This is a genomic window from Vibrio ostreae, assembly GCF_019226825.1.
Taxonomy (GTDB): Bacteria; Pseudomonadota; Gammaproteobacteria; order Enterobacterales; family Vibrionaceae; genus Vibrio; species Vibrio ostreae.
Genome location: NZ_CP076643.1, coordinates 3,251,019 through 3,272,461, shown reverse-complemented (window position 1 = coordinate 3,272,461; position 21,443 = coordinate 3,251,019). Strand labels below are relative to the sequence as shown.

The following is a 21,443-nucleotide window of genomic DNA, read 5'->3' as shown; positions in this document are numbered from 1 at the left end:
CGCAGGTGCAGAAAACGCTTGAATAGGCAACACCAATCAATGTCAGATGCACATGAATAACAACGATTTAGAACCAAGCAAACAACGCGTATACCCAGAGCTCGCTCTGAATATTATTACGCGCCAGGATCACAATGTCTCGCGTGAGCAGATCAGCGAGAATGCGCTAAAAGTGTTGTACCGTCTTCATGGTGCAGGCTTTGAGGCGTATCTGGTCGGTGGCGGCGTGCGTGACTTACTGCTGGGCGGTAAGCCCAAAGATTTCGATGTCGCCACCAATGCGACGCCGGAGCAAATTCGTCAGCTGTTTCGCAACTGCCGGCTGATTGGCCGTCGCTTCCGTCTCGCCCACATTATGTTCGGGCGTGACATCATTGAAGTGGCGACCTTCCGTGGCCATCACCAGGAAAACAACAAGCAGCTCGCTTCGCAGTCTGAAGCCGGCATGTTGCTGCGTGACAACGTCTACGGCACCATCGATGAAGATGCCGAGCGCCGAGATTTCACCATCAATGCCATGTACTACAACATCGCCGATTACAGCATTCACGATTATGCGGGTGGCCGGGAAGACATGGAAGACAAGCTGGTGCGCCTGATTGGCGATCCGGAGACCCGCTATCGCGAGGATCCGGTGCGGATGCTGCGTGCCATCCGCTTTGCCGTCAAACTCGATTTCGACATCGAAGAAGAGACCGCGGCGCCAATTGAACATCTGGCTCCGCTGCTGCGCGATATTCCGGCTGCGCGTCTGTATGAAGAGTCGCTGAAAATGCTGCAATCCGGATACGGCCTGGAAACGTATCACCTGATGCGTGAATATGACCTGTTCCAGCAGCTGTTTCCGACCATAGCGCAGTATTTTAGCGAAGAGTACGACTCCCAGACCGAGCTGATGCTGGATCTGGCGCTGGATTCCACTGATCAGCGCATTGAAGAAGGCAAACGGATCAATCCGGCCTTCATGTTTGCCGCCATGCTGTGGTATCCGATGATGGAGCAGGCCAAAGAGCTGATGCACAGCCACAACTTCAACGATTACGATGCGGTGATGGAAGCCAGCAACCGCATCCTAGATGAAGTGGTAAAACGCATCGCGATTCCGCGTCGCCACACGGCAACAATCCGTGAAATCTGGCAATTGCAACTGCGTCTGCCACGCCGCACCGGTAAGCGCGCGTTCCGTCTGATGGAGCTGAATAAATTCCGCGCCGGCTTCGATTTTCTTGAGATGCGCGGCGAAGTGGAAGGCGGTGAAACCAAACAACTGGCTGACTGGTGGGAAACCTTCCAGACAGCAGGGCGCAATATGCGCCAGGCGATGGTGACGGATCTCGATGGCACAACAGCCACAGGCAAACCGAGTTCGCGTCGTCGTCGCTCTCCACGTAAGAAAAAGAGTAAAACCTCGTCATGATCACAGCGTATATCGCCGTAGGCAGTAACCTAAGTGACCCGGTGGCCCAGGCCAAACAAGCCATTGAAGCACTGAAATCTGTCCCGAAGTCGCGTTTTATCGCGACTTCGTCGCTGTATAGCAGCACCCCGATGGGGCCACAGGACCAACCGGATTACATTAATGCGGTCGTCGCCATCGAAACCGACTTAACCCCGCTGGAGCTGTTAGATTGCACCCAGGCAATCGAACAGGAACACGGGCGAGTTCGTAAAGCCGAACGTTGGGGGCCACGTACCCTCGACCTGGATATCGTGCTGTACGGCAATGAGGTGATTGAGTCCGAGCGACTTATCGTGCCTCATTACGGTATGAAAGTGCGTGAATTTGTACTTTACCCGCTCGCAGAAATCGCACCCAATTTACAACTCCCTGATGGGACTGGGCTGAGCGAACTGTTAATCACAGTGCCGCGTAACGGGCTCAGTATTTGGCATGCGCCAACTCCTGGTAAGGACAACAAATGAAAAAAATTACCATTAATGACCTGATGCAATGGAAACAGGAAGGGCGTAAATTCCCGACCTCGACCGCTTACGACGCCAGTTTCGCCCAGCTGTTTGAAAGCCAGGAGATGCCGGTTCTGTTGGTCGGTGACTCTCTGGGTATGGTGTTACAAGGCCAAAGCGACACCTTGCCGGTCACAGTAGAAGATATCGTGTATCACACCCGCTGTGTGCGAGCCGGCAGCCCGAACTGCCTGCTGATGGCCGACATGCCCTTTATGAGCTACGCCACGCCGGAGCAGGCGTGTGAAAACGCGGCGAAAATCGTTCGTGCCGGGGCCAACATGGTGAAGATTGAAGGTGGTGACTGGCTGGTCGACACGGTGAAAATGTTGACCGAGCGCGCGATTCCAGTCTGTGCCCATCTGGGCCTGACTCCGCAATCGGTGAACATTTTTGGCGGCTACAAGGTTCAGGGCCGTGAACAGGATAAAGCCGATCGCATGGTCAAAGATGCGCTGGCGCTGCAAGAAGCCGGTGCCCAGATCATTCTGCTGGAATGTGTTCCGGCGTCGCTGGCACAACGCATTACCCAGTTACTTGATGTGCCGGTGATCGGTATTGGTGCAGGTAATGTTACCGATGGCCAGATTCTGGTCATGCACGATATGTTTGGTATCTCGGCTAACTACATGCCGAAATTCTCGAAAAACTTTCTCGCAGAAACAGGGGATATGCGAAAGGCTGTAGCGAAATACATGGATGATGTGACGCGCGGTGCTTTCCCTGACGATGCACATACTATCGCCTAAAGGAGTTAATCATGCAGACTTTTGCTGACATTTCCGCTCTGCGCGAGCAGATCAAACAGTATAAGCGTGATGATCGCCGGATCGCATTTGTTCCGACGATGGGCAATTTGCACGAAGGCCACCTGACGCTGGTGCGCAAAGCACGTGAACTGGCCGATGTGGTTGTGGTGAGTATTTTTGTCAACCCGATGCAGTTTGAACGGGCCGATGATCTCAACAACTATCCTCGTACCCTGGACGACGACCTGAGCAAACTCAATGCTGCCGGAGTCGATCTGGTGTTTACCCCGACGCCGGACATCATGTATCCGTACGGCCTGGATAAACAGACGTTTGTTGAAGTACCTGGTTTATCGCACATGCTGGAAGGCGCTTCGCGTCCGGGTCACTTCCGTGGCGTGGCGACGATCGTCACTAAGCTGTTCAACATCGTGCAGCCGAATGTGGCCTGCTTCGGCGAAAAAGATTATCAGCAGTTGGCGGTGATTCGCCAGATGGTGGACGATCTGTGCCTCAATCTCGAGATCGTTGGTGTACCCACCGTACGTGAGATGGATGGCCTGGCAATGAGTTCGCGCAATAACCTGCTGACTCTGGATGAGCGCCAGCGCGCACCGGTTCTGGCGCGCACCATGCGCTGGATCAGCAGCGCGATTCGCGGCGGCCGGGTTGATTACAGCTCGATTGTGGAAGATGCGATCGATCAGCTGCGCGCAGCGGATCTGGAGCCGGATGAAATTTTCATCCGCGACGCCCGTACCCTGCTGCCAATCTCAGCCGACAGCAAACAGGCGGTGATCCTGATGTCGGCTTTCCTCGGTAAAGTACGTCTGATCGATAATCAGATGGTGGATCTCAGTGAAGCCAAAGCCTCCTCTGAAGAAGAGTAACACGCTGCGCCGGATACAAAAAAGGTCAACCGAGGTTGACCTTTTTTATTGCTCAAAACACGTGCGCTTTAACTGCGTAACCCGCGCCCTTTGCTGACCAGGTAATGAGCCACCGCATACAGCAGTACCACAAACACGCCCAACACGCTGAACGAGGTGGTAATATCCACATCGGAGACGCCCAAAAAGCCGTAACGGAACGCGTTGACCATATAGACAATCGGGTTGATCTTCGACACCACCTGCCACACATCAGGCAACAGACTGATGGAGTAAAACACCCCACCGAGATAGGTCAGCGGTGTCAGTACAAAGGTCGGAATGATGGAGATATCATCAAACGAGCGGGCAAACACAGCATTGATCAGACCGCCCAAAGCAAACACCACAGAGGTCAGGAACACGGTCGCTGTGATGATGCCCCAGTGATCGACACTAAGATCAACGAAAAACAGCGATACAAAGGTCACCATAGCACCGACCAGCAGGCCACGCGCCACTCCACCCATCACATAGCCACCAATGATGACGTAGTTAGGCACCGGCGCAACCAGCAACTCTTCAATGTTCTTCTGGAACTTAGCGCTGAAAAACGACGAGGCAACATTGGAATACGAGTTGGTGATCACCGACATCATAATCAGACCGGGCACGATGTATTCCATGTAAGTGAAGCCGTTCATCTCACCGATACGTGAGCCGATCAGATTGCCAAAAATGATGAAATACAGGCTCATGGTAATCGCCGGCGGTACCAGGGTCTGCACCCAGATACGGGTAAAACGCTTGATCTCTTTGCGCAGCAGGCTGCGAAACGCCGTCCAGTAAATCTGATACATACTATGATTACCCCTCACTCTGCTGGCGTACGATGCTGACAAACAGCTCTTCAAGACGGTTGGCCTTGTTACGCATCGACATCACATTGATGCCCATCTGCGACAACTGGGCAAACACGTGATTCATGCCCTGGGTTTTCGCCAACTCAATCTCCAGTGAACCTTCAACCACACGCTGCGACACCACATCCTGCAGAGTTTGCAGTTTGCTTTCATCGTCGATATCAAGAATGAAGGTTTCAACCTGTAACTTACCCAGTAACGCTTTCATAGTGGTATTTTCAATCAGTTCACCGCGGTTAATGATACCGATGTGGCGACACAGCATTTCCGCTTCTTCGAGGTAGTGAGTGGTCAGAATAATGGTAATGCCCTGCTGGTTGATTTTCTTGAGAAACTCCCACATTGAGCGGCGCAGTTCAATATCCACCCCGGCAGTCGGTTCATCAAGGATCAGCAGTTGCGGCTCATGCATCAGCGCACGGGCAATCATCAGACGGCGTTTCATCCCGCCCGACAGATTACGCGCCCGCTCTTTACGTTTTTCCCACAGGTCGAGCTGAGTCAGGTACTTTTCCGCCCGCTCTTTGGCCAGAGTGCGTGACACGCCGTAATAACCGGCTTGTTGCATCACGATCTGCTCCACCGTTTCAAACGGATTAAAGTTAAATTCTTGCGGTACCAGACCAAGATGCTGCTTGGCCTGCTCCAGATGGGTATCAATATTGTGACCAAACACCTTCACACCACCGGAGGTCTTGTTAACCAGAGAGGAAATGATACCGATAGTGGTCGATTTACCCGCCCCGTTTGGGCCGAGCAGGGCGTAAAAGTCACCTTTACTGACTTTCAGACTGACGCCCTTGAGTGCTTCAAAACCACCGGCATAGGTTTTGCGCAGCTCTTCTATCTCTAATGCGTACATAGCAGACTAAAAACTCTTTGTGTTCGAACATCCTAGATGTGCTGTTGAGCAGGATGATTTTCAACCCTGCCCGGGAAATAGATTACGGGCATTACACTGCAAACTGGCAGTACATCCCACGTAATCTTCTGTTTTACCAATCATTCGTTGCAAAATTTGCGCTTCCTTTCACTGCTCAGATGAGTACTCTGGAGGGAAATTTGTCAGAGCTTGCCTGTGCGACTTTGTGTATAGTTGGCCAGCCTGCAATCTGATATCAGAACGCGTTGTTGTGCCTATAATAAAACAGGTGTGCTGAGATAACAGGGCAATTCATAAAGGGAAGTAAAATGCCAGAGATTAAACAACTATTCGACAACAACTCTAAGTGGTCAGAGTCGATCAAAGCCGAAAGACCTGAATACTTCAGACAGTTAGCCGAAGGACAAAACCCCGACTTTCTATGGATTGGTTGCTCTGACAGCCGCGTCCCTGCTGAACGACTCACCGGCCTGTATTCCGGCGAACTGTTTGTCCACCGCAATGTGGCCAACCAGGTCATTCATACCGACCTCAACTGCCTGTCAGTGGTTCAGTATGCGGTTGACGTACTTAAAGTCAAACACATCATCATCTGTGGCCATTACGGCTGTGGTGGCGTAACGGCTTCGATTGACAACCCGCAACTGGGGCTTATCAACAACTGGCTACTGCATATTCGCGATCTGTATTTCAAGCACCGCACTTACCTCGACCAGATGCCTGCCGAAGACCGTTCAGACAAACTGGCTGAAATTAACGTCGCGGAACAGGTGTATAACCTGGGTAACTCGACCATCTTACAGAATGCCTGGCAACGTGGCCAGGATGTCGAGCTGCACGGCGTGGTATACGGGATCGGCGATGGCCGGCTGGAATACTTAGGCGTGCGCTGTCACAGTCGCGAAGGCATTGATGACAGCTACAATCAGTCGATGGCGAAAATTTTGAATCCGCAGCACAAGCTGCTGTGTCGCTGAACGGGTTCTTTCTACCACAGAGACAACAATGCCCACTGAAAGTGGGCATTGTTCGCTTTATTCAGCCTTCCTGCGGAATGACCTTGCCAATAAATGGCAGATGACGATATTTCTGCGCGTAGTCGATACCAACACCAACCACGAACTCGTCCGGGATCTCAAAACCAATCCACTTCACATCAACATTCACTTCACGGCGTGACGGCTTATCGAGCAGCGTACAGATCTGAATTGATTTCGGCGCGCGCAGTGACAAAATCTCTTTCACTTTATTTAACGTATTACCGGTGTCGATAATGTCTTCGACCAGCAGGACATCCTTGCCTTTGATGTCGTCATCCAGATCTTTCAGGATACGCACATCGCGTGAACTTTCCATGGTATTGCCATAGCTCGACGCTGTCATAAAGTCGACCTGATGGGTCAAGTTGATCGCACGGGCCAGATCCGCCATAAATACGAAAGAACCACGTAGCAGGCCGACCAGAACCAGGTCTTCGCTGCCCTGATAGTGCTCAGTGATCTGCTGACCAAGCGTGCGAACACGTTCCTGAACTTCTTGTTCAGAAATCATTACTTCAACTGTGTGTTTCATACCAATCTCGTTTTGTTGATGCGACCCCAATCTGGAAAGGCAATTTGCCGCGTCGCTGAATCATTCGCTGCGTATAGTAACACCGCAGACAGTGGGTGTTAACCTCTGCTCAGCGCCAACCCGTATCGACTTCCCCACCCTATGCGCGATAGCCGTTCGTGGTCGTAGCCACTCACAACCCGCTCACTTAGCGTGCATAAAGCGCACAACCTGACTCACAAATATACAATTAGTTGCATTTTAGTGAGAATTTAATCCATTTAAACGTCTTGAATTTAAAAAGATTTAATAGATTTGAACATTTTTTAGTCACAAAACGTTGACCTAAATCATATGCACCATTACACTCATAGGGCTAACCAAGCAATTAACAATATAATCATTAGCGTTTACTAAAAAACGCAGCTAACAACCATTGGCAAGGAAATAAAATTATGGACGCATCTATCGAGAAACGCCCCAGAACCAGGCTTTCCCCGCAAAAACGTAAACTGCAATTAATGGAAATTGCACTGGAGGTTTTTGCTAATCGTGGGATTGGTCGAGGCGGTCACGCCGATATCGCAGAAATCGCTCAGGTTTCTGTCGCTACTGTGTTTAACTACTTCCCGACTCGCGAAGATTTGGTCGATGACGTGCTCACTTATGTAGTACGCCAGTTTTCCAACTTCCTCACTGACAACATCGATCTCGATGCTCACGCTAAAGAAAATCTTGGCAACATCACCGAGCAGATGGTCAAACTGGCAATCGATGATTGCCACTGGCTGAAAGTGTGGTTTGAGTGGAGTGCTTCGACCCGTGATGAAGTGTGGCCGCTGTTTGTCTCCAGCAACCGCACCAACCAGCTGCTGCTGAAAAACATGTTTGCCAAGGCGATTGAGCGTGGTGAAGTGTGTGACCAGCATGACTCTGAAGATCTGGCCACCCTGTTTCATGGTGTTTGCTACTCACTGTTCGTACAGGCAAATCGTGTGCGTGATGAAGGTCAGGTGCTTAAGCTGGTGCAAAGCTATCTCGACATGCTGTGTATCTACAAAGAGCAGTAACCTTGTGCCGATAAGCGGATAAAAAATAGCGCCTGCAGGCGCTATTTTTTTGTCTGTTTTTCCGGCTGACCCGCTCCCCTCCAGGCAGCGCGACAGACACAAAAAAGCCGCTGACAGAATCAGCGGCTTTGTCTATCTGCGTGACGAGATATCGTCAGCCGAAGCCAAAAGAATTACTTTTTCTTTTTCGCTTTTGCGTTTGGCAGGTCAGTGATGGTACCTTCAAACACTTCTGATGCCAGACCCACAGACTCATGCAGAGTCGGGTGAGCGTGGATAGTCAGAGCGATGTCTTCAGCATCACAACCCATCTCGATCGCCAGACCGATTTCACCCAGCAGTTCACCACCGTTAGTACCTACGATAGCACCACCGATAACGCGGTGAGTCTCTTTATCGAAGATCAGTTTGGTCATACCGTCTGAGCAGTCAGATGCGATAGCACGGCCAGATGCAGCCCATGGGAAAGTCGCTACTTCGTAGTTCAGACCTTCTGCTTTCGCTTCTTTCTCAGTCTTACCAACCCAAGCCACTTCTGGCTCAGTGTAAGCAATTGAAGGAATAACTTTAGGATCGAAGTAGTGTTTCTTACCAGCAATCACTTCTGCTGCTACGTGACCTTCGTGCACACCTTTGTGCGCCAGCATTGGCTGACCTACGATATCACCGATAGCGAAGATGTGTGGTACGTTGGTGCGCATTTGCTTATCAACGTTGATGAAACCACGCTCATCCACTTCCAGACCTGCTTTCTCAGCTTCCAGTAGTTTGCCGTTTGGCACACGACCGATTGCCACAAGTACTGCGTCGTAACGCTCAGCTTCAGCCGGCGCTTTCTTGCCTTCCATTGAAACGTAGATACCGTCTTCTTTCGCTTCAACTGCAGTAACTTTAGTTTCCAGCATCAGGTTAAATTTCTTCGCGATACGCTTAGTGAAGACTTTAACGATGTCTTTATCTGCCGCCGGGATAACCTGGTCGAACATTTCAACCACGTCGATTTGAGAACCCAGTGCGTGGTAAACCGTACCCATTTCCAGGCCGATGATACCGCCACCCATGATCAGCAGTTTTTGTGGTACTTCTTTCAGTTCCAGTGCGTCAGTTGAGTCCCAGATACGTGGGTCTTCATGTGGAATGAAAGGCAGTTCGATAGGACGAGAACCTGCAGCTACGATAGCGTTGTCGAAGTTAACAACGGTAGTACCGTCTTCGCCGGTCACTTCGATAGAGTTAGGACCAGTAAATTTACCCAGGCCGTTCACTACGTTAACTTTACGCATCTTAGCCATACCGCCAAGACCGCCAGTCAGCTGGTTGATTACTTTTTCTTTCCACAGACGGATCTTGTCGATGTCCGTTTGTGGTTCGCCAAACACGATACCGTGCTCAGCCAGCGCTTTCGCTTCTTCGATAACTTTCGCTACGTGCAGCAACGCTTTCGACGGGATACAACCCACGTTTAGACAGACACCACCCAGAGTGTTGTAACGTTCGATAAGTACAGTATCCAGACCTAAGTCTGCACAACGGAATGCAGCGGAGTAACCAGCAGGACCGGCACCTAGCACTACAACCTGGGCTTTAATTTCTTTGCTCATTTCGACCTCTTGTAGTCAATATCCCTAACAGGCTATGGGTGTTTTATCTATTTGTTTTGTTTGTTAAACGAATGACTTAAACGACTATTTTTCAGACCGCAACAGTTTACAGAGATGTTAAAGGTGTGAAAAGTAAATCCATGTAGCCTGTGAGCTAGACGACAATTCAACGGGAAAAAATTTTTCCATCATTAAATTGCAAGACAATGCTTAAACCAAGGCGGCTATAACAGCCGCCTTATTTTATTTGAACGCGATTACAGAACCAGACGACGAATGTCGCTCAGGCAACCGTTCAAGTAAGTGATGAAGCGTGCACCTTCTGCACCATCGATCACGCGGTGATCGTAAGACAGAGACAGTGGCAGTTGCAGACGTGGCGCGAACTCTTTGCCGTTCCATACTGGCTTCATTTCTGACTTAGACACACCCAGAATACCCACTTCTGGCGCGTTTACGATTGGCGTAAACGCAGTACCGCCGATACCACCCAGACTTGAGATGGTGAAACAGCCGCCTTGCATATCTGCCGCAGTCAGTTTACCTGAACGTGCTTTCTTAGACACTTGAGCCAGCTCTTCAGACAGCTCGTAGATGCCTTTCTTGTTCACGTCTTTGAATACAGGAACAACCAGACCGTTTGGTGTATCTACCGCGATACCGATGTTCACGTATTTCTTCAGGATCAGGCTCTCACCGTCTTCAGACAGAGAAGAGTTGAACGCCGGGAACGCTTCCAGTGCTTTAGCAGCCGCTTTCATGATGAACACCAGTGGCGTGATCTTCATGCCAGTGTCTTTCTTCGCTTCGATTGCGTTCTGCTCTTTACGGAAAGCTTCCAGTTCAGTGATATCTGCGTTATCCCACTGAGTAACGTGCGGGATCATTACCCAGTTACGGTGTAGGTTAGCACCAGAAATCTTCTTAATACGAGACAGTGGTTGCAGTTCTGTTTCGCCGAACTTGCTGAAGTCCACTTTTGGCCAAGGAAGCAGGCCAAGAGCTGCACCGTCACCTTTGCCAGATGCTGCTGCACCTGCGCCAGATTCCAGACGTTTCAGCGCTTCTTTCACGTAGTTCTGTACGTCTTCTTTCAGGATACGGCTCTTACGACCAGTACCTTTAACCTTCGCCAGGTTAACGCCGAACTCACGAGCCAGGCGACGCACAACAGGAGACGCGTGTGAGTACTCGTTGTTTTCCTGGAAATCGCCAGTTGCTGCCGGAGCTGCTGCTTTTGGCGCTTCAGCTTTTGGTGCCGCTGCTGCCGGAGCCGCGGCCTGTGCTGGCGCTGCCGCCGGAGCTGCACCTGCCACCGGAGTGCCGGCCACTTCAAACACCATGATCAGTGAGCCGGTTGACACTTTGTCACCCGCTGCGATCTTGATTTCTTTAACGGTACCTGCGAATGGTGCTGGTACTTCCATTGAAGCTTTGTCGCCTTCTACGGTGATCAGAGATTGCTCTTCTGTCACTGTGTCGCCAACTGCAACCATGATTTCGGTCACTTCAACTTCGTCACCGCCGATATCCGGAACATTCACTTCTTTTGCTGCTGAAGCGGCTGGTGCTGCTGCAACTGGTGCCGCCGCTGCAGCCGGAGCCGCTGCCGGAGCGCCAGAACCCGCGACTTCGAATACCATGATCAGTGAGCCAGTCGATACTTTATCGCCAGCAGCCACTTTCAGCTCTTTCAGAGTACCGGCAAATGGTGCTGGTACTTCCATTGAAGCTTTGTCGCCTTCAACAGTGATCAGAGACTGTTCTTCAGTGATGCTGTCGCCAACTGCAACCATGATTTCAGTGACTTCAACTTCATCACCACCGATATCAGGTACGTGAACTTCTTTCAACTCACTTGCAGCAGAAGGGGCCGCTGCTGCAGGTGCAACTGCCGCAGGAGCAGCTGCTGCTGCACCTTCTGCTTCGAAAAGCATGATTAGAGAGCCAGTAGAAACTTTGTCGCCAGCCACTACTTTGATCTCTTTTACGATACCCGCTTGAGACGCAGGTACTTCCATAGAAGCCTTATCGCCTTCTACCGTGATCAAAGACTGTTCTTCTTCTACCTTGTCACCAACGCTTACCAGAATCTCGGTAACTTCAACCTCATCCGCACCGATGTCTGGTACATTAATTTCGATTGCCATTGCTTTTCCTACCTTAATTAAGCGTATAGTGGGTTTGTTTTTTCAGTGTCGATGTCGAACTTCTTGATAGCTTCCGCTACGACAGATTTCTCAACATCGCCACGTTTAGCCAGTTCGCTCAGCGCTGCAACAACTACGTAACCTGCGTTCACTTCGAAGTGACGACGTAGGTTTTCGCGGCTGTCTGAACGGCCAAAGCCGTCAGTACCCAGAACTTTGTAAGATTCAGCAGGTACGAAGGCACGAACCTGATCTGCGTAGTTCTTCATGTAGTCTGTAGCTGCGATAGCAGGCTCAGTACCCATTACGCTTGCAATGTATGGTACTTTCGCTTCTGCTTCAGGGTGCAGCATGTTGTAACGCTCTGCGTCCTGACCATCACGAGTCAGTTCGTTGAAAGAGGTGACCGAGTAAACATCAGAAGCGATGCCGTACTCTTCGCTCAGGATGACTGCCGCTTTACGTACTTCGTTCATGATAGTACCAGAGCTTAGCAACTGAACTTTACCTTTCGAACCAGCCAGAGTTTCCAGCTTGTAGATACCCTTACGGATACCTTCTTCCGCGCCTTCAGGCATTGCCGGATGCGCGTAGTTTTCGTTCATCAGAGTCAGGTAGTAGAACACGTTCTGCTGTTCACCGTACATGCGACGGATACCGTCTTGCATGATTACCGCAACTTCGTATGCGAAAGTCGGGTCGTAAGAGATACAGTTTGGAATCGTGTTAGCCTGAATGTGTGAGTGGCCATCTTCGTGCTGCAGACCTTCACCGTTCAGAGTTGTACGACCTGCCGTTGCACCCAGCAGGAAACCACGTGCTTGTTGGTCGCCCGCCATCCACGCCATGTCGCCAACACGTTGGAAACCGAACATAGAGTAGTAGATGTAGAACGGGATCATTGGCAGGTTGTTGGTGCTGTAAGACGTCGCAGCCGCAACCCAAGATGACATTGCACCCAGTTCGTTGATACCTTCCTGCAGTACCTGACCCGCAGTGTCTTCTTTGTAGTAAGACACAACGCCACGGTCTTCAGGGGTGTAAGTCTGACCGTGTGGGTTGTAGATACCGATTTGACGGAACAGACCTTCCATACCGAAAGTACGCGCTTCGTCAGCAATGATAGGAACGATGTTCTTACCAATGTTCTTGTTCTTCAGCAGGATGTTCAGTGCACGAACGTAAGCCATAGTTGAAGAGATTTCACGCTTCTGCTCTTCCAGCAGTGGTTTGAACTCTTCCAGCTCAGGAGCGATGAACTCTTGAGTGAAGTTAGGCAGACGCTGAGGTGTGTAACCGTGCAGCGCTTTACGACGAGCGTGCAGGTATTCGAATTCTTTCGAACCTTCTTCCAGTTGCAGGTAAGGCAGGTTGTTCACTTCTTCATCAGAAATCAGATCCTGCAGACCCAGACGGTTACGCATCGCAACAACGTGCGTCATATCCATCTTCTTAACCTGGTGCGCAATGTTCTTACCTTCCGCCGCATCACCCATGCCGTAACCTTTAACAGTCTTAGCCAGGATTACGGTTGGTTTGCCTTTGGTGTCTTGCGCGTTCTTGAACGCTGCGTACAGTTTAGAAGACTCGTGACCACCGCGTTTCAGCGCGAAGATCTCGTCGTCAGTCATGTCTGCAACCAGAGCGGCTGTTTCTGGGTATTTACCGAAGAAGTGCTCACGTACGTAAGCGCCGTCTTTAGACTTGAATGTCTGGTAGTCGCCATCGATGGTTTCGTTCATCAGCTGCAGCAGTTTACCTGTGGTATCTTTCGCCAGCAGTGAATCCCAGTTGTTGCCCCAGATAACTTTAACTACGTTCCAGCCAGCACCTTTGAACAGACCTTCCAGTTCCTGGATGATCTTGCCGTTACCCATTACCGGGCCGTCCAGACGCTGCAGGTTACAGTTGATCAGGAAGCACAGGTTGTCCAGTTTCTCACGCGCAGCGAAAGAAATTGCACCACGTGATTCCGGCTCATCCATCTCACCGTCGCCCAGGAATGCGTACACGCGCTGAGCTGAAGTATCTTTCATGCCACGGCCTTCCAGGTATTTCAGGAAGCGAGCTTGGTAGATAGAAGCGATTGGACCCAGACCCATAGATACGGTCGGGAACTGCCAGAATTCAGGCATGAGTTTAGGGTGTGGGTATGAAGGAATACCTTTGCCATCCACTTCCTGACGGAAGTTGTCCAGCTGTTCTGCAGTCAGACGACCTTCAACGAATGCACGTGCATAGATACCCGGTGAGATGTGACCTTGGTAGTAAACCAGGTCGCCACCGTCAGTTTCGTTCGGCGCGCGGAAGAAGTGGTTAAAACATGTTTCGTAGAAAGCAGCTGATGACTGGAATGATGCCATGTGGCCACCCAGTTCAAGGTCTTTCTTCGATGCACGAAGCACGATCATGATCGCGTTCCAGCGGATGATAGAGCGGATACGACGCTCCAGTGTTGTGTCACCCGGGTAAGCAGGCTCTTGTGCTGCAGGGATGGTGTTGATGTAGTTGGTAGTGATACCAGTTGGCATATCAACGCCATCTAAACGTGCTTTTTCCAGAACTTCTTCAAGTAGGAACTGGGCACGTTCTACGCCTTCTTCACGTACAACTGACTCAAGCGCGGCTAACCACTCCTGAGTTTCCAGTGCATCTACGTCATGCTTCATGTCAGACATGGCGATCTATCCTTCTGTTGGTTGGATTTTATTTTGAATCGCAATGAACCGCAGCTTTACTGCGAATCATTACCCTGCTGGATACGGCGCAGGGAACGCTCACGACGAGACTCTTCCCGGGTCAGATCCAACAATGTTTCTTCAATATAAGCTAAATGGGAATGAGACATTTCACGCGCCTTTTCCGGCTGACCGCACACGATCGCATCCACGATATTAGCTCGGTGTTTACTTACTTTTTCCACCGCCTCGGGGCGGCGGCGTAATAATTTAAAATTCTGCAGAATATTTTGCTCGAGCAGGGGAGCCAGGCTGCGAACGATATGGAGCAACACCACGTTATGGGCAGCTTCTGTAATTGCTATCAGAAACTCCATCACCGTGGCCGATTCCTGTTCAACGTCCTTGGCATCCTGAAGTTCACCGATTCGTGCCACACAGGCCTGAATCCGGGCAAAATCTTCTTCCGTACCACGCAATGCCGCAAAATAGGCAGAAATGCCTTCCAGCGCGTGACGCGCTTCCAGCAGGTCCAGTTGGGTTTCCGAATGGACAGACAATAAATTTAGCAGAGGATCAGAAAAGCTCTTCCAGATGTTTTCGCTGACAAAAGTGCCGCCACCCTGACGACGGGTAAGCAGACGTTTTGCTTCCAGGCGCTGAATGGCTTCTCTGACTGAGGGGCGGGAAACATCAAACTGTTTAGCCAGTTCACGCTCCGGAGGCAGTTGTTGCCCGGGGGCCAATGTTCCTTCCACGATCAGCCGTTCTAACTCTTGCTCTATCACATCAGATAGCTTCGGCTGACGAATCCTTTGATAAGCCATAATTTATTGTTCTTCTACTCTTTATATTCTTGCTGGCAATTGGTAATACCAATTTCAAGTTGGGGCAGAAATTAACATAATTAAAACGTGACTGTCCAGTCAAAAATTGACCTAAGTCATAGAAGCCATCGCCCGCCAACACTTTGCTAACAAGGGCGCGCTATAACCGCAATAACATTGGTCATACCAATTACAAAAAACATACAGCGCAGAAATTAACCGTAAGTTACAACCATTCACAAAGTCGATATTTTCAGCAAAAATCCGGTTTAGTTCACAAAAAATGGATAAAAAAAGAGCGACACACAATTTGGCCGCTCTTTTGTTTATTTCTTAACCAGTTATTACCCGGTAAATCACCCTTTTCGCTCTATCTGGCTTCGAGGTGGTCCACCATCAGTTGTAACGACTGGTTACCGCGAAATTCATTGATATCCAGCTTGTAGGCCAGGCGTACTGTCTTGACTGAGGCATCCGGCCAGCGGCGCAGATCGACGTTAAACGCAATACCATCGATCATGATGTTGGTCGGATGGCCTTTATAGAGCGGCTCTAGCATCAGCTTAAGGTGCTTGTCACCCACCAGTTTCTGGTGCAGGACTTTAAACTCACCTTCAAATACCGGCTCCGGAAATGCCTGACCCCATGGCCCGCCAGCTCGCAACATCTCAGCCGTGTGCATCGAGAACTCTTCCGGCGTCAGTTCGCCGTCAGTCAGGATCACCCCTTTCAGCAATGCTTCATCGAGATCCTGACGCACGACCTGGTCAAACAGGCGACTGAAACGCTCAAAATTCTTCTCTTCAATGGTCAGGCCCGCCGCCATCGCATGGCCACCAAATTTAAGAATGACGCCCGGATTCTGGGTATCAATTTTATCCAGCGCGTCGCGCATATGCAGGCCGGGAATCGAACGACACGAACCTTTGATCAACCCATCGCCGCCATCGGCAAACGCGATCACCGGACGATGGAACTGCTCTTTAATCCGCGATGCCAGAATGCCTATCACGCCCTGGTGCCAGTCACGCTGAAACATGACCAGACCATGCGGCAGTTCACTGTCTTTACTGAACTGGAGCCGCTCACAGAACGCCATCGCCTCCTGCTTCATGCCCTCTTCGATCTCTTTACGGGTCTGATTGAGCCCGTCCAGCTCACTCGCCATGCGGCGCGCGGCATGAATGTTGTTACTCAGCAGCAGTTCAACCCCGAACGACATATCATCCAGACGACCGGCGGCGTTTATGCGCGGCCCAAGGGCAAAGCCGAAGTCTGCAGCAACCAGTTTACGGGCATCGCGCTTGGCGACTTCAATCAGAGCCTGAATACCGGGCCGGGCTTTTCCGGCACGGATGCGCTGCAGTCCCTGATGGACCAGAATGCGGTTATTGTCATCAAGCGGCACCACGTCAGCCACAGTGCCAAGTGCCACCAGGTCAATCAGCTCCATCAGTTTAGGCTCTGCCATCCCCTGCTGGGCAAACCAGCCGCTTTTACGCATCTGCACACACAGCGCCATCATCAGATAAAACGCCACGCCCACCCCGGCTAATGCCTTGGACGGAAAGGCGCAGCTTTGCAGGTTCGGGTTCACCATGGCATCGGCCTCTGGCAAGGTCTGGCCCGGTAAATGGTGATCCGTTACCAACACCTGCAGGCCATGCTGCTTGGCAAAACGCACCCCTTCAATCGAGGAGACACCATTATCCACCGTCATGATCATTTCGGCGTTCATGGCCAGCGCCTGCTCGACCACTTCCGGGCTGAGTCCGTACCCATCCTCAAACCGGTTCGGCACCAGATAATCGACATTGTGGCTGCCCAGCATACGCAGTGCCAGCACAGATAGTGCCGAGCTGGTTGCGCCATCGGCATCGAAATCACCGACGATAATGATACGCTTCTGCTGACGGATGGCGTTAAACAGCAGCTCAACGGCTTTATCAATTCCGTGCAAGTGCTGATAAGAGTGCAACGCCTTTGCCGCTTTTTCCAGCTGAGCGACATCGCTGATGCCGCGGTTAAGATAGATACGGCGCAGCAGTGCCGGAATCGTGTCAGGCAGCAGCGACAGGTCCGGTTCTGGTCTTGGTTGAATTTCGATCATATGCAGTCAGGCCTGATAAATCAGGCCTGTATCCTTGGTTGTTCTTGATTAGATTTGTTGCAGACGTTGCAGCAGCTGGTCAGCCGGCAGATAGCCACCCACCATTTCACCGTTCGGCAGGAAAATAGCCGGTGTCCCGCTGATACCGAGCTCGCGTCCCAGATTGTAATGTTGCTTGATGGTCTGCTTACACTGAGCGAGATCCTTGCCGGACACATCCAGCATTTCACGTTTGAGTTTCGCGTTGTGGATCGCCTGTTTCGGATCGTCGCTGCACCAGATCGCGGCCATCTGCTCAGCCACCTGACCATCAGCCCCCTGACGCGGAAACGCCAGATAACGAATGGTAATTCCAGCATCATTATACTCTTTCAACTGGCTGTGCAGACGCACACAGTAGCCACAGGTGATGTCGGTAAATACGGTCACCACATACTTTTCATTATCAGCCTTAAACTCAATCATGCTGTCTTCAAACCGGGCGATCTTCTTGGCATTGATTGGCGCCTGACGCTCGGCCAGTACATCGCGGTAACCGCCGTTATCATCCAGCGCATATAAGGTGCCGGCAATAAAATGTTTCGCATCCGGCGAGGCAAACAGCACACCGTTGCCGGTCTGCACTTCAACCAGACCAGCGACATCGGACGGCACTACGTCCATCACTTGCAGCCCCAGCTTAGCAAAACGCTGTTCAAACAAGCTTTTATCAATTGAGCTCTGGCTGTCCGCCGCCAACGCCTGACCTGTCAGACTAAACACTGCCAGCAGGGACATCAGCAGCAGTGAAAACCGGTGTAGTAAATTCATAAAAAATCCTTTCTATCAAGCCCTTGGGTGGTGCTCGCTATGTAGTTGTTTCAATCGTTCGGTCGCCACATGAGTATAAATTTGCGTGGTCGATAAGTCACTATGACCGAGTAACATCTGTACCACACGCAAGTCGGCACCGTAGTTGAGCAAATGGGTCGCAAAAGCGTGACGCAATACGTGCGGAGATAACAGTTCTACGTCGATACCGGCAATGATGGCGTAATGTTTAATCCGGTGCCAGAACGTCTGCCGCGTCATCTGCTGCGCACGCTTACTGGGAAACACCACATCTGAAGTCTGCTCGCCCAACAGATAAGACCGCCCCTGTGAGATAAAAGTTTCGATCCACTCAATGGCATTCTCACCCATCGGCACCAGACGCTCTTTGCCGCCTTTACCAATAACCCGCACGACGCCCTGACGTAAGCTGATGTTTTCCATCGTCAGCGACACCAGTTCAGTCACACGCAGCCCGGTGGCATACAGCAGCTCGAGCATTGCTTTGTCACGCAGCTCAATCGGATCCTCCGGATTAGGCGCACTGAGCAGCGCCTCCACCTGCTCTTCGCTCAGATCTTTGGGCAGCCGTTTGGGCAACTTAGGACTGACCAGCAAAGCGCTGGGATCATCGCTGCGGATTTTTTCACGATGCAGATACTGGAACAGGCGCCGGATCGCCGACAGCATGCGCGCGCGCGAGGTCTGTTTATAATCTTTATCCGCCAGCCAGCCCTGATACTCCTGCAGCCCGGATATACTGATGAAATCGAGGCGATAATTGTGCGCTTCCATCCACTGCAGCAGTTTGGTTAAATCATTGCGGTATGAGGCGAGAGTATTCTCAGATAAACCGCGCTCCATCCACATTGCATCAAGGAATTGTTCCACCAGCCCCTGATCGGGAGAAAAAGGCTCTGACATTGTCCTTCTCATCTTTTTTCTTTGTCTAAACCTAAGCTTAATACCATAAATGTCCGGCGATAGCAGGATATTCGCTGCACTCTTGGTTATTTTATGGTTAGAATTCCCCATTCCAGAGTAAAAATGAACGTGTAATTATGAAGATCGGTCTGTTCTACGGCTCCACCACCTGTTACACCGAAATGGCGGCGGAAAAAATGCGCGCTATTTTGGGTGAAGATCTGCTCGACATTCACAATGTGAAAGAGACCCCGCTCAGCTTCATGAGCGACTATGATTTGTTAATACTGGGCATCTCCACATGGGATTTCGGCGAAATCCAGGAAGACTGGAGTGAAATATGGGATCACATCGCTGGCGTTTCGCTAACCGGCAAGTACGTCGCCTTGTTCGGCTTAGGCGATCAAGAAGGCTATGGCGAATGGTATCTCGATGCGATGGGCATGCTGCACGACGAGATCAAGAAGACCGGGGCGAACCTGATCGGCTACTGGCCGAATGATGACAGCTATCAGTTTGACGCCTCAAAAGCACTCACGGCAGACGGCAGTCAGTTTGTCGGCCTGGCGCTGGACGAAGATTCACAATATGAACTGAGTGACGAACGCATCGCAACCTGGATCGAGCAAATCCTGGTTGAGTATCAGCAGGCACTGTAATCACTGGGCACCTGCCGCTTTAACGTCGGTTATTGGCCGTTCAGCAGACGGCGAAACTTTTGCCAGTCAAACACCAGCCCCGGATCGGTTTTGCGTGCCGGGGCAATATACTGATGGCCGGTAATGCGTGGCAGCGTGATGGCCGGATAAGTCTGCATCAGCACCTGAGTTAAGCGGGTCAGTGCCTGATACTGCGCCTCACTGTATGCCACATAGTCGCACCCTTCCAGTTCAATCCCGATCGAATAATCATTGCAACGCGTCCGTCCGGCAAAGCTCGATTGCCCGGCATGCCAAGCACGCGCGCTGAATGGCACAAACTGCACCACTTCACCGTCACGTCGGATAAGGCAGTGTGCGGACACCCCCATGTTATGGATCACGGCAAAGAACGGATGCGCCTGCGGATCGAGGCAGCCGGTAAAAAACTGCTCAATATAAGGTCCGCCAAACTGGCCGGGCGGCAAACTGATGTTATGCACCACCAGCAGCGAAATATCCTGCGCATCACTACGCTGATCAAAAAACGGCGACGGGACATGACGCGCATCGGCGTACCAGCCCTGGTCATCAATCATGATTCTACCTTTTGTCTGAAAAAGCCGGGTTGCTGCCATCTATCTTAACCCTGTCACGACAAAATGCGAGATTAAGGGCTGAATTTCAGCCGCACACATCGTATCATCCCCATCCCGGTTCAACTCACCCGAATGATTTGCGATGAAAGATACTCATAACAGCCAACAACGCCTTGATTACCTCAAACAGCACCTGCCACTGGAAATTACCCGTTCGGTTAGCGATACCCTGAAAGAAGATCTGGGTGGCACACTGGATCCGAATGCCGACATTACTGCCAGCCTGATTCCGGCCGACGCTCAGGGCAGCGCCACCATTATTACCCGCGAGCATGGTGTCTTTTGTGGCCAGGCCTGGGCTGATGAAGTCTTTCGCCAGCTTGGTGGTGAGGTCAAGATCGACTGGCACGTCCAGGATGGTGATAAAGTTGAACCGAACCAGAAACTCTGCTCACTGAGCGGCCCGGCGCGCATTCTGCTGACCGGTGAGCGCAGTGCGATGAACTTTATCCAAACCTTGTCCGGTTGTGCCACCATTACTGCCGAGTATGTTAAGGCTCTGCAGGGTACCGACTGCCGTCTGCTCGACACCCGTAAAACGGTACCGGGTCTGCGCAGCGCACTGAAATATGCCGTCGCCTGCGGCGGTGGTTTCAACCATCGTATCGGCGTGTTTGACGCTTACCTGATTAAAGAGAACCACATTATCGCCTGTGGCGGTATCACTCAGGCCATCACCACCGCCAAGCAGCTTAACCCGGGCAAACCGGTCGAAGTGGAAACAGAAAACCTCGATGAACTGCGCCTGGCCATTGAGGCCGGTGCTGACATCATCATGCTCGACAACTTCACCGTGCCAATGATGCGTGAAGCTGTGGCGATTAATGCAGGCCGTGCGGCGCTGGAAAACTCAGGCAATGTGACCATGCAAACCCTGCGCGAATACGCCGAAACTGGTGTGGATTACATTTCGGTCGGCGCCCTGACCAAGCATGTGCGCGCGATGGATCTTTCAATGCGTTTTAACTAGACATCAAGAATCCAGGTTGTAAAACTTAACCCCGCTCGCAAACCGGATGCACACCGTTTGTTGAGC

General features: G+C 51.3%; 19 protein-coding genes. 8 read left to right on the top strand and 11 right to left on the bottom strand.

From position 1 onward, the window contains the following. Positions 1-52 precede the first annotated feature (52 nt). The 4 genes from pcnB to panC are packed head-to-tail and all read left to right on the top strand — an operon-like array spanning position 53 to position 3,604. The gene (gene pcnB / locus KNV97_RS21260; RefSeq protein ID WP_136486132.1) at positions 53-1,417 is read left to right on the top strand and encodes a polynucleotide adenylyltransferase PcnB; all 1,365 of its coding nucleotides are present in this window, start codon (positions 53-55) and stop codon (positions 1,415-1,417) included. Then, positions 1,414-1,923 carry a 2-amino-4-hydroxy-6-hydroxymethyldihydropteridine diphosphokinase gene (gene folK / locus KNV97_RS21255; protein WP_136486130.1) on the top strand — a complete coding sequence of 170 codons (510 nt, stop codon included), beginning with the start codon at positions 1,414-1,416 and terminating at the stop codon, positions 1,921-1,923. Before pcnB ends, folK begins: the two co-directional genes overlap by 4 nt. Further along, a complete protein-coding gene (panB, locus tag KNV97_RS21250) occupies positions 1,920-2,714 on the top strand; it encodes a 3-methyl-2-oxobutanoate hydroxymethyltransferase (RefSeq protein WP_136486128.1) in 795 nt (264 codons plus the stop codon). The genes folK and panB overlap by 4 nt, the downstream gene beginning before the upstream one ends. 11 nt (positions 2,715-2,725) lie before the next feature. Next, positions 2,726-3,604: a pantoate--beta-alanine ligase gene (gene panC / locus KNV97_RS21245; RefSeq protein WP_136486126.1), complete on the top strand. Its 879-nt coding sequence runs from the start codon at positions 2,726-2,728 to the stop codon at positions 3,602-3,604. Positions 3,605-3,672: 68 nt separating this feature from the next. Here panC and KNV97_RS21240 read toward each other — a convergent pair whose 3' ends face one another. Further along, entirely contained in the window at positions 3,673-4,443 is a 771-nt protein-coding gene (locus tag KNV97_RS21240; RefSeq protein WP_136486124.1) for an ABC transporter permease, read from the bottom strand. Positions 4,444-4,450: 7 nt separating this feature from the next. After that, positions 4,451-5,368, bottom strand: a complete 918-nt coding sequence (locus KNV97_RS21235) for an ABC transporter ATP-binding protein (RefSeq protein WP_136486122.1) — start codon at positions 5,366-5,368, stop codon at positions 4,451-4,453. A 329-nt stretch (positions 5,369-5,697) separates the two neighbouring features. Between KNV97_RS21235 and can the strand changes: the two genes are divergently transcribed. Next, positions 5,698-6,366: a carbonate dehydratase gene (gene can, locus KNV97_RS21230; RefSeq protein ID WP_136486120.1), complete on the top strand. Its 669-nt coding sequence runs from the start codon at positions 5,698-5,700 to the stop codon at positions 6,364-6,366. Between the two features lie 61 nt (positions 6,367-6,427). Here can and hpt read toward each other — a convergent pair whose 3' ends face one another. Then, positions 6,428-6,961, bottom strand: a complete 534-nt coding sequence (gene hpt / locus KNV97_RS21225; protein ID WP_136486118.1) for a hypoxanthine phosphoribosyltransferase — start codon at positions 6,959-6,961, stop codon at positions 6,428-6,430. Positions 6,962-7,395: 434 nt separating this feature from the next. Here hpt and KNV97_RS21220 point away from each other — a divergent pair, with 434 nt between their 5' ends. Beyond that, entirely contained in the window at positions 7,396-8,010 is a 615-nt protein-coding gene (locus KNV97_RS21220) for a LuxR/HapR/OpaR family quorum-sensing transcriptional regulator (RefSeq protein ID WP_136486116.1), read from the top strand. 173 nt (positions 8,011-8,183) lie between these two features. Here KNV97_RS21220 and lpdA read toward each other — a convergent pair whose 3' ends face one another. From lpdA to xerD, 7 genes are all read right to left on the bottom strand, one after another. Further along, on the bottom strand, positions 8,184-9,611 hold the full coding sequence (lpdA, locus tag KNV97_RS21215) for a dihydrolipoyl dehydrogenase (RefSeq protein WP_136486114.1): 1,428 nt from the start codon (positions 9,609-9,611) through the stop codon (positions 8,184-8,186). Positions 9,612-9,868: 257 nt separating this feature from the next. Beyond that, a complete protein-coding gene (gene aceF / locus KNV97_RS21210; RefSeq protein WP_218562712.1) occupies positions 9,869-11,761 on the bottom strand; it encodes a pyruvate dehydrogenase complex dihydrolipoyllysine-residue acetyltransferase in 1,893 nt (630 codons plus the stop codon). A 17-nt stretch (positions 11,762-11,778) separates the two neighbouring features. Continuing rightward, positions 11,779-14,439, bottom strand: coding sequence for a pyruvate dehydrogenase (acetyl-transferring), homodimeric type (gene aceE / locus KNV97_RS21205; RefSeq protein WP_136486112.1), 2,661 nt, complete (start codon positions 14,437-14,439; stop codon positions 11,779-11,781). A 56-nt stretch (positions 14,440-14,495) separates the two neighbouring features. Further along, positions 14,496-15,266 carry a pyruvate dehydrogenase complex transcriptional repressor PdhR gene (gene pdhR, locus KNV97_RS21200; RefSeq protein WP_136486111.1) on the bottom strand — a complete coding sequence of 257 codons (771 nt, stop codon included), beginning with the start codon at positions 15,264-15,266 and terminating at the stop codon, positions 14,496-14,498. 370 nt (positions 15,267-15,636) lie between these two features. Further along, a complete protein-coding gene (gene recJ, locus KNV97_RS21195; RefSeq protein WP_218562711.1) occupies positions 15,637-17,376 on the bottom strand; it encodes a single-stranded-DNA-specific exonuclease RecJ in 1,740 nt (579 codons plus the stop codon). 48 nt (positions 17,377-17,424) lie between these two features. Continuing rightward, on the bottom strand, positions 17,425-18,186 hold the full coding sequence (gene dsbC / locus KNV97_RS21190; protein ID WP_136486105.1) for a bifunctional protein-disulfide isomerase/oxidoreductase DsbC: 762 nt from the start codon (positions 18,184-18,186) through the stop codon (positions 17,425-17,427). Positions 18,187-18,201: 15 nt separating this feature from the next. Then, complete coding sequence (gene xerD, locus KNV97_RS21185) at positions 18,202-19,110, bottom strand: site-specific tyrosine recombinase XerD (protein ID WP_136486103.1); 909 nt, start codon at positions 19,108-19,110, stop codon at positions 18,202-18,204. Positions 19,111-19,247: 137 nt separating this feature from the next. On the opposite strand from xerD, the gene fldB reads away from it, so the two are divergent. After that, positions 19,248-19,769: a flavodoxin FldB gene (fldB, locus tag KNV97_RS21180; RefSeq protein WP_218562710.1), complete on the top strand. Its 522-nt coding sequence runs from the start codon at positions 19,248-19,250 to the stop codon at positions 19,767-19,769. A 29-nt stretch (positions 19,770-19,798) separates the two neighbouring features. On the opposite strand, the gene ampD is transcribed toward fldB, so the two are convergent. Then, entirely contained in the window at positions 19,799-20,347 is a 549-nt protein-coding gene (gene ampD / locus KNV97_RS21175) for a 1,6-anhydro-N-acetylmuramyl-L-alanine amidase AmpD (RefSeq protein WP_218562709.1), read from the bottom strand. A gap of 142 nt (positions 20,348-20,489) precedes the next feature. On the opposite strand from ampD, the gene nadC reads away from it, so the two are divergent. Then, positions 20,490-21,377 (top strand): carboxylating nicotinate-nucleotide diphosphorylase, encoded by an 888-nt coding sequence (nadC, locus tag KNV97_RS21170; RefSeq protein ID WP_218562708.1) that lies wholly within the window; start codon positions 20,490-20,492, stop codon positions 21,375-21,377. Positions 21,378-21,443: the final 66 nt, after the last annotated feature.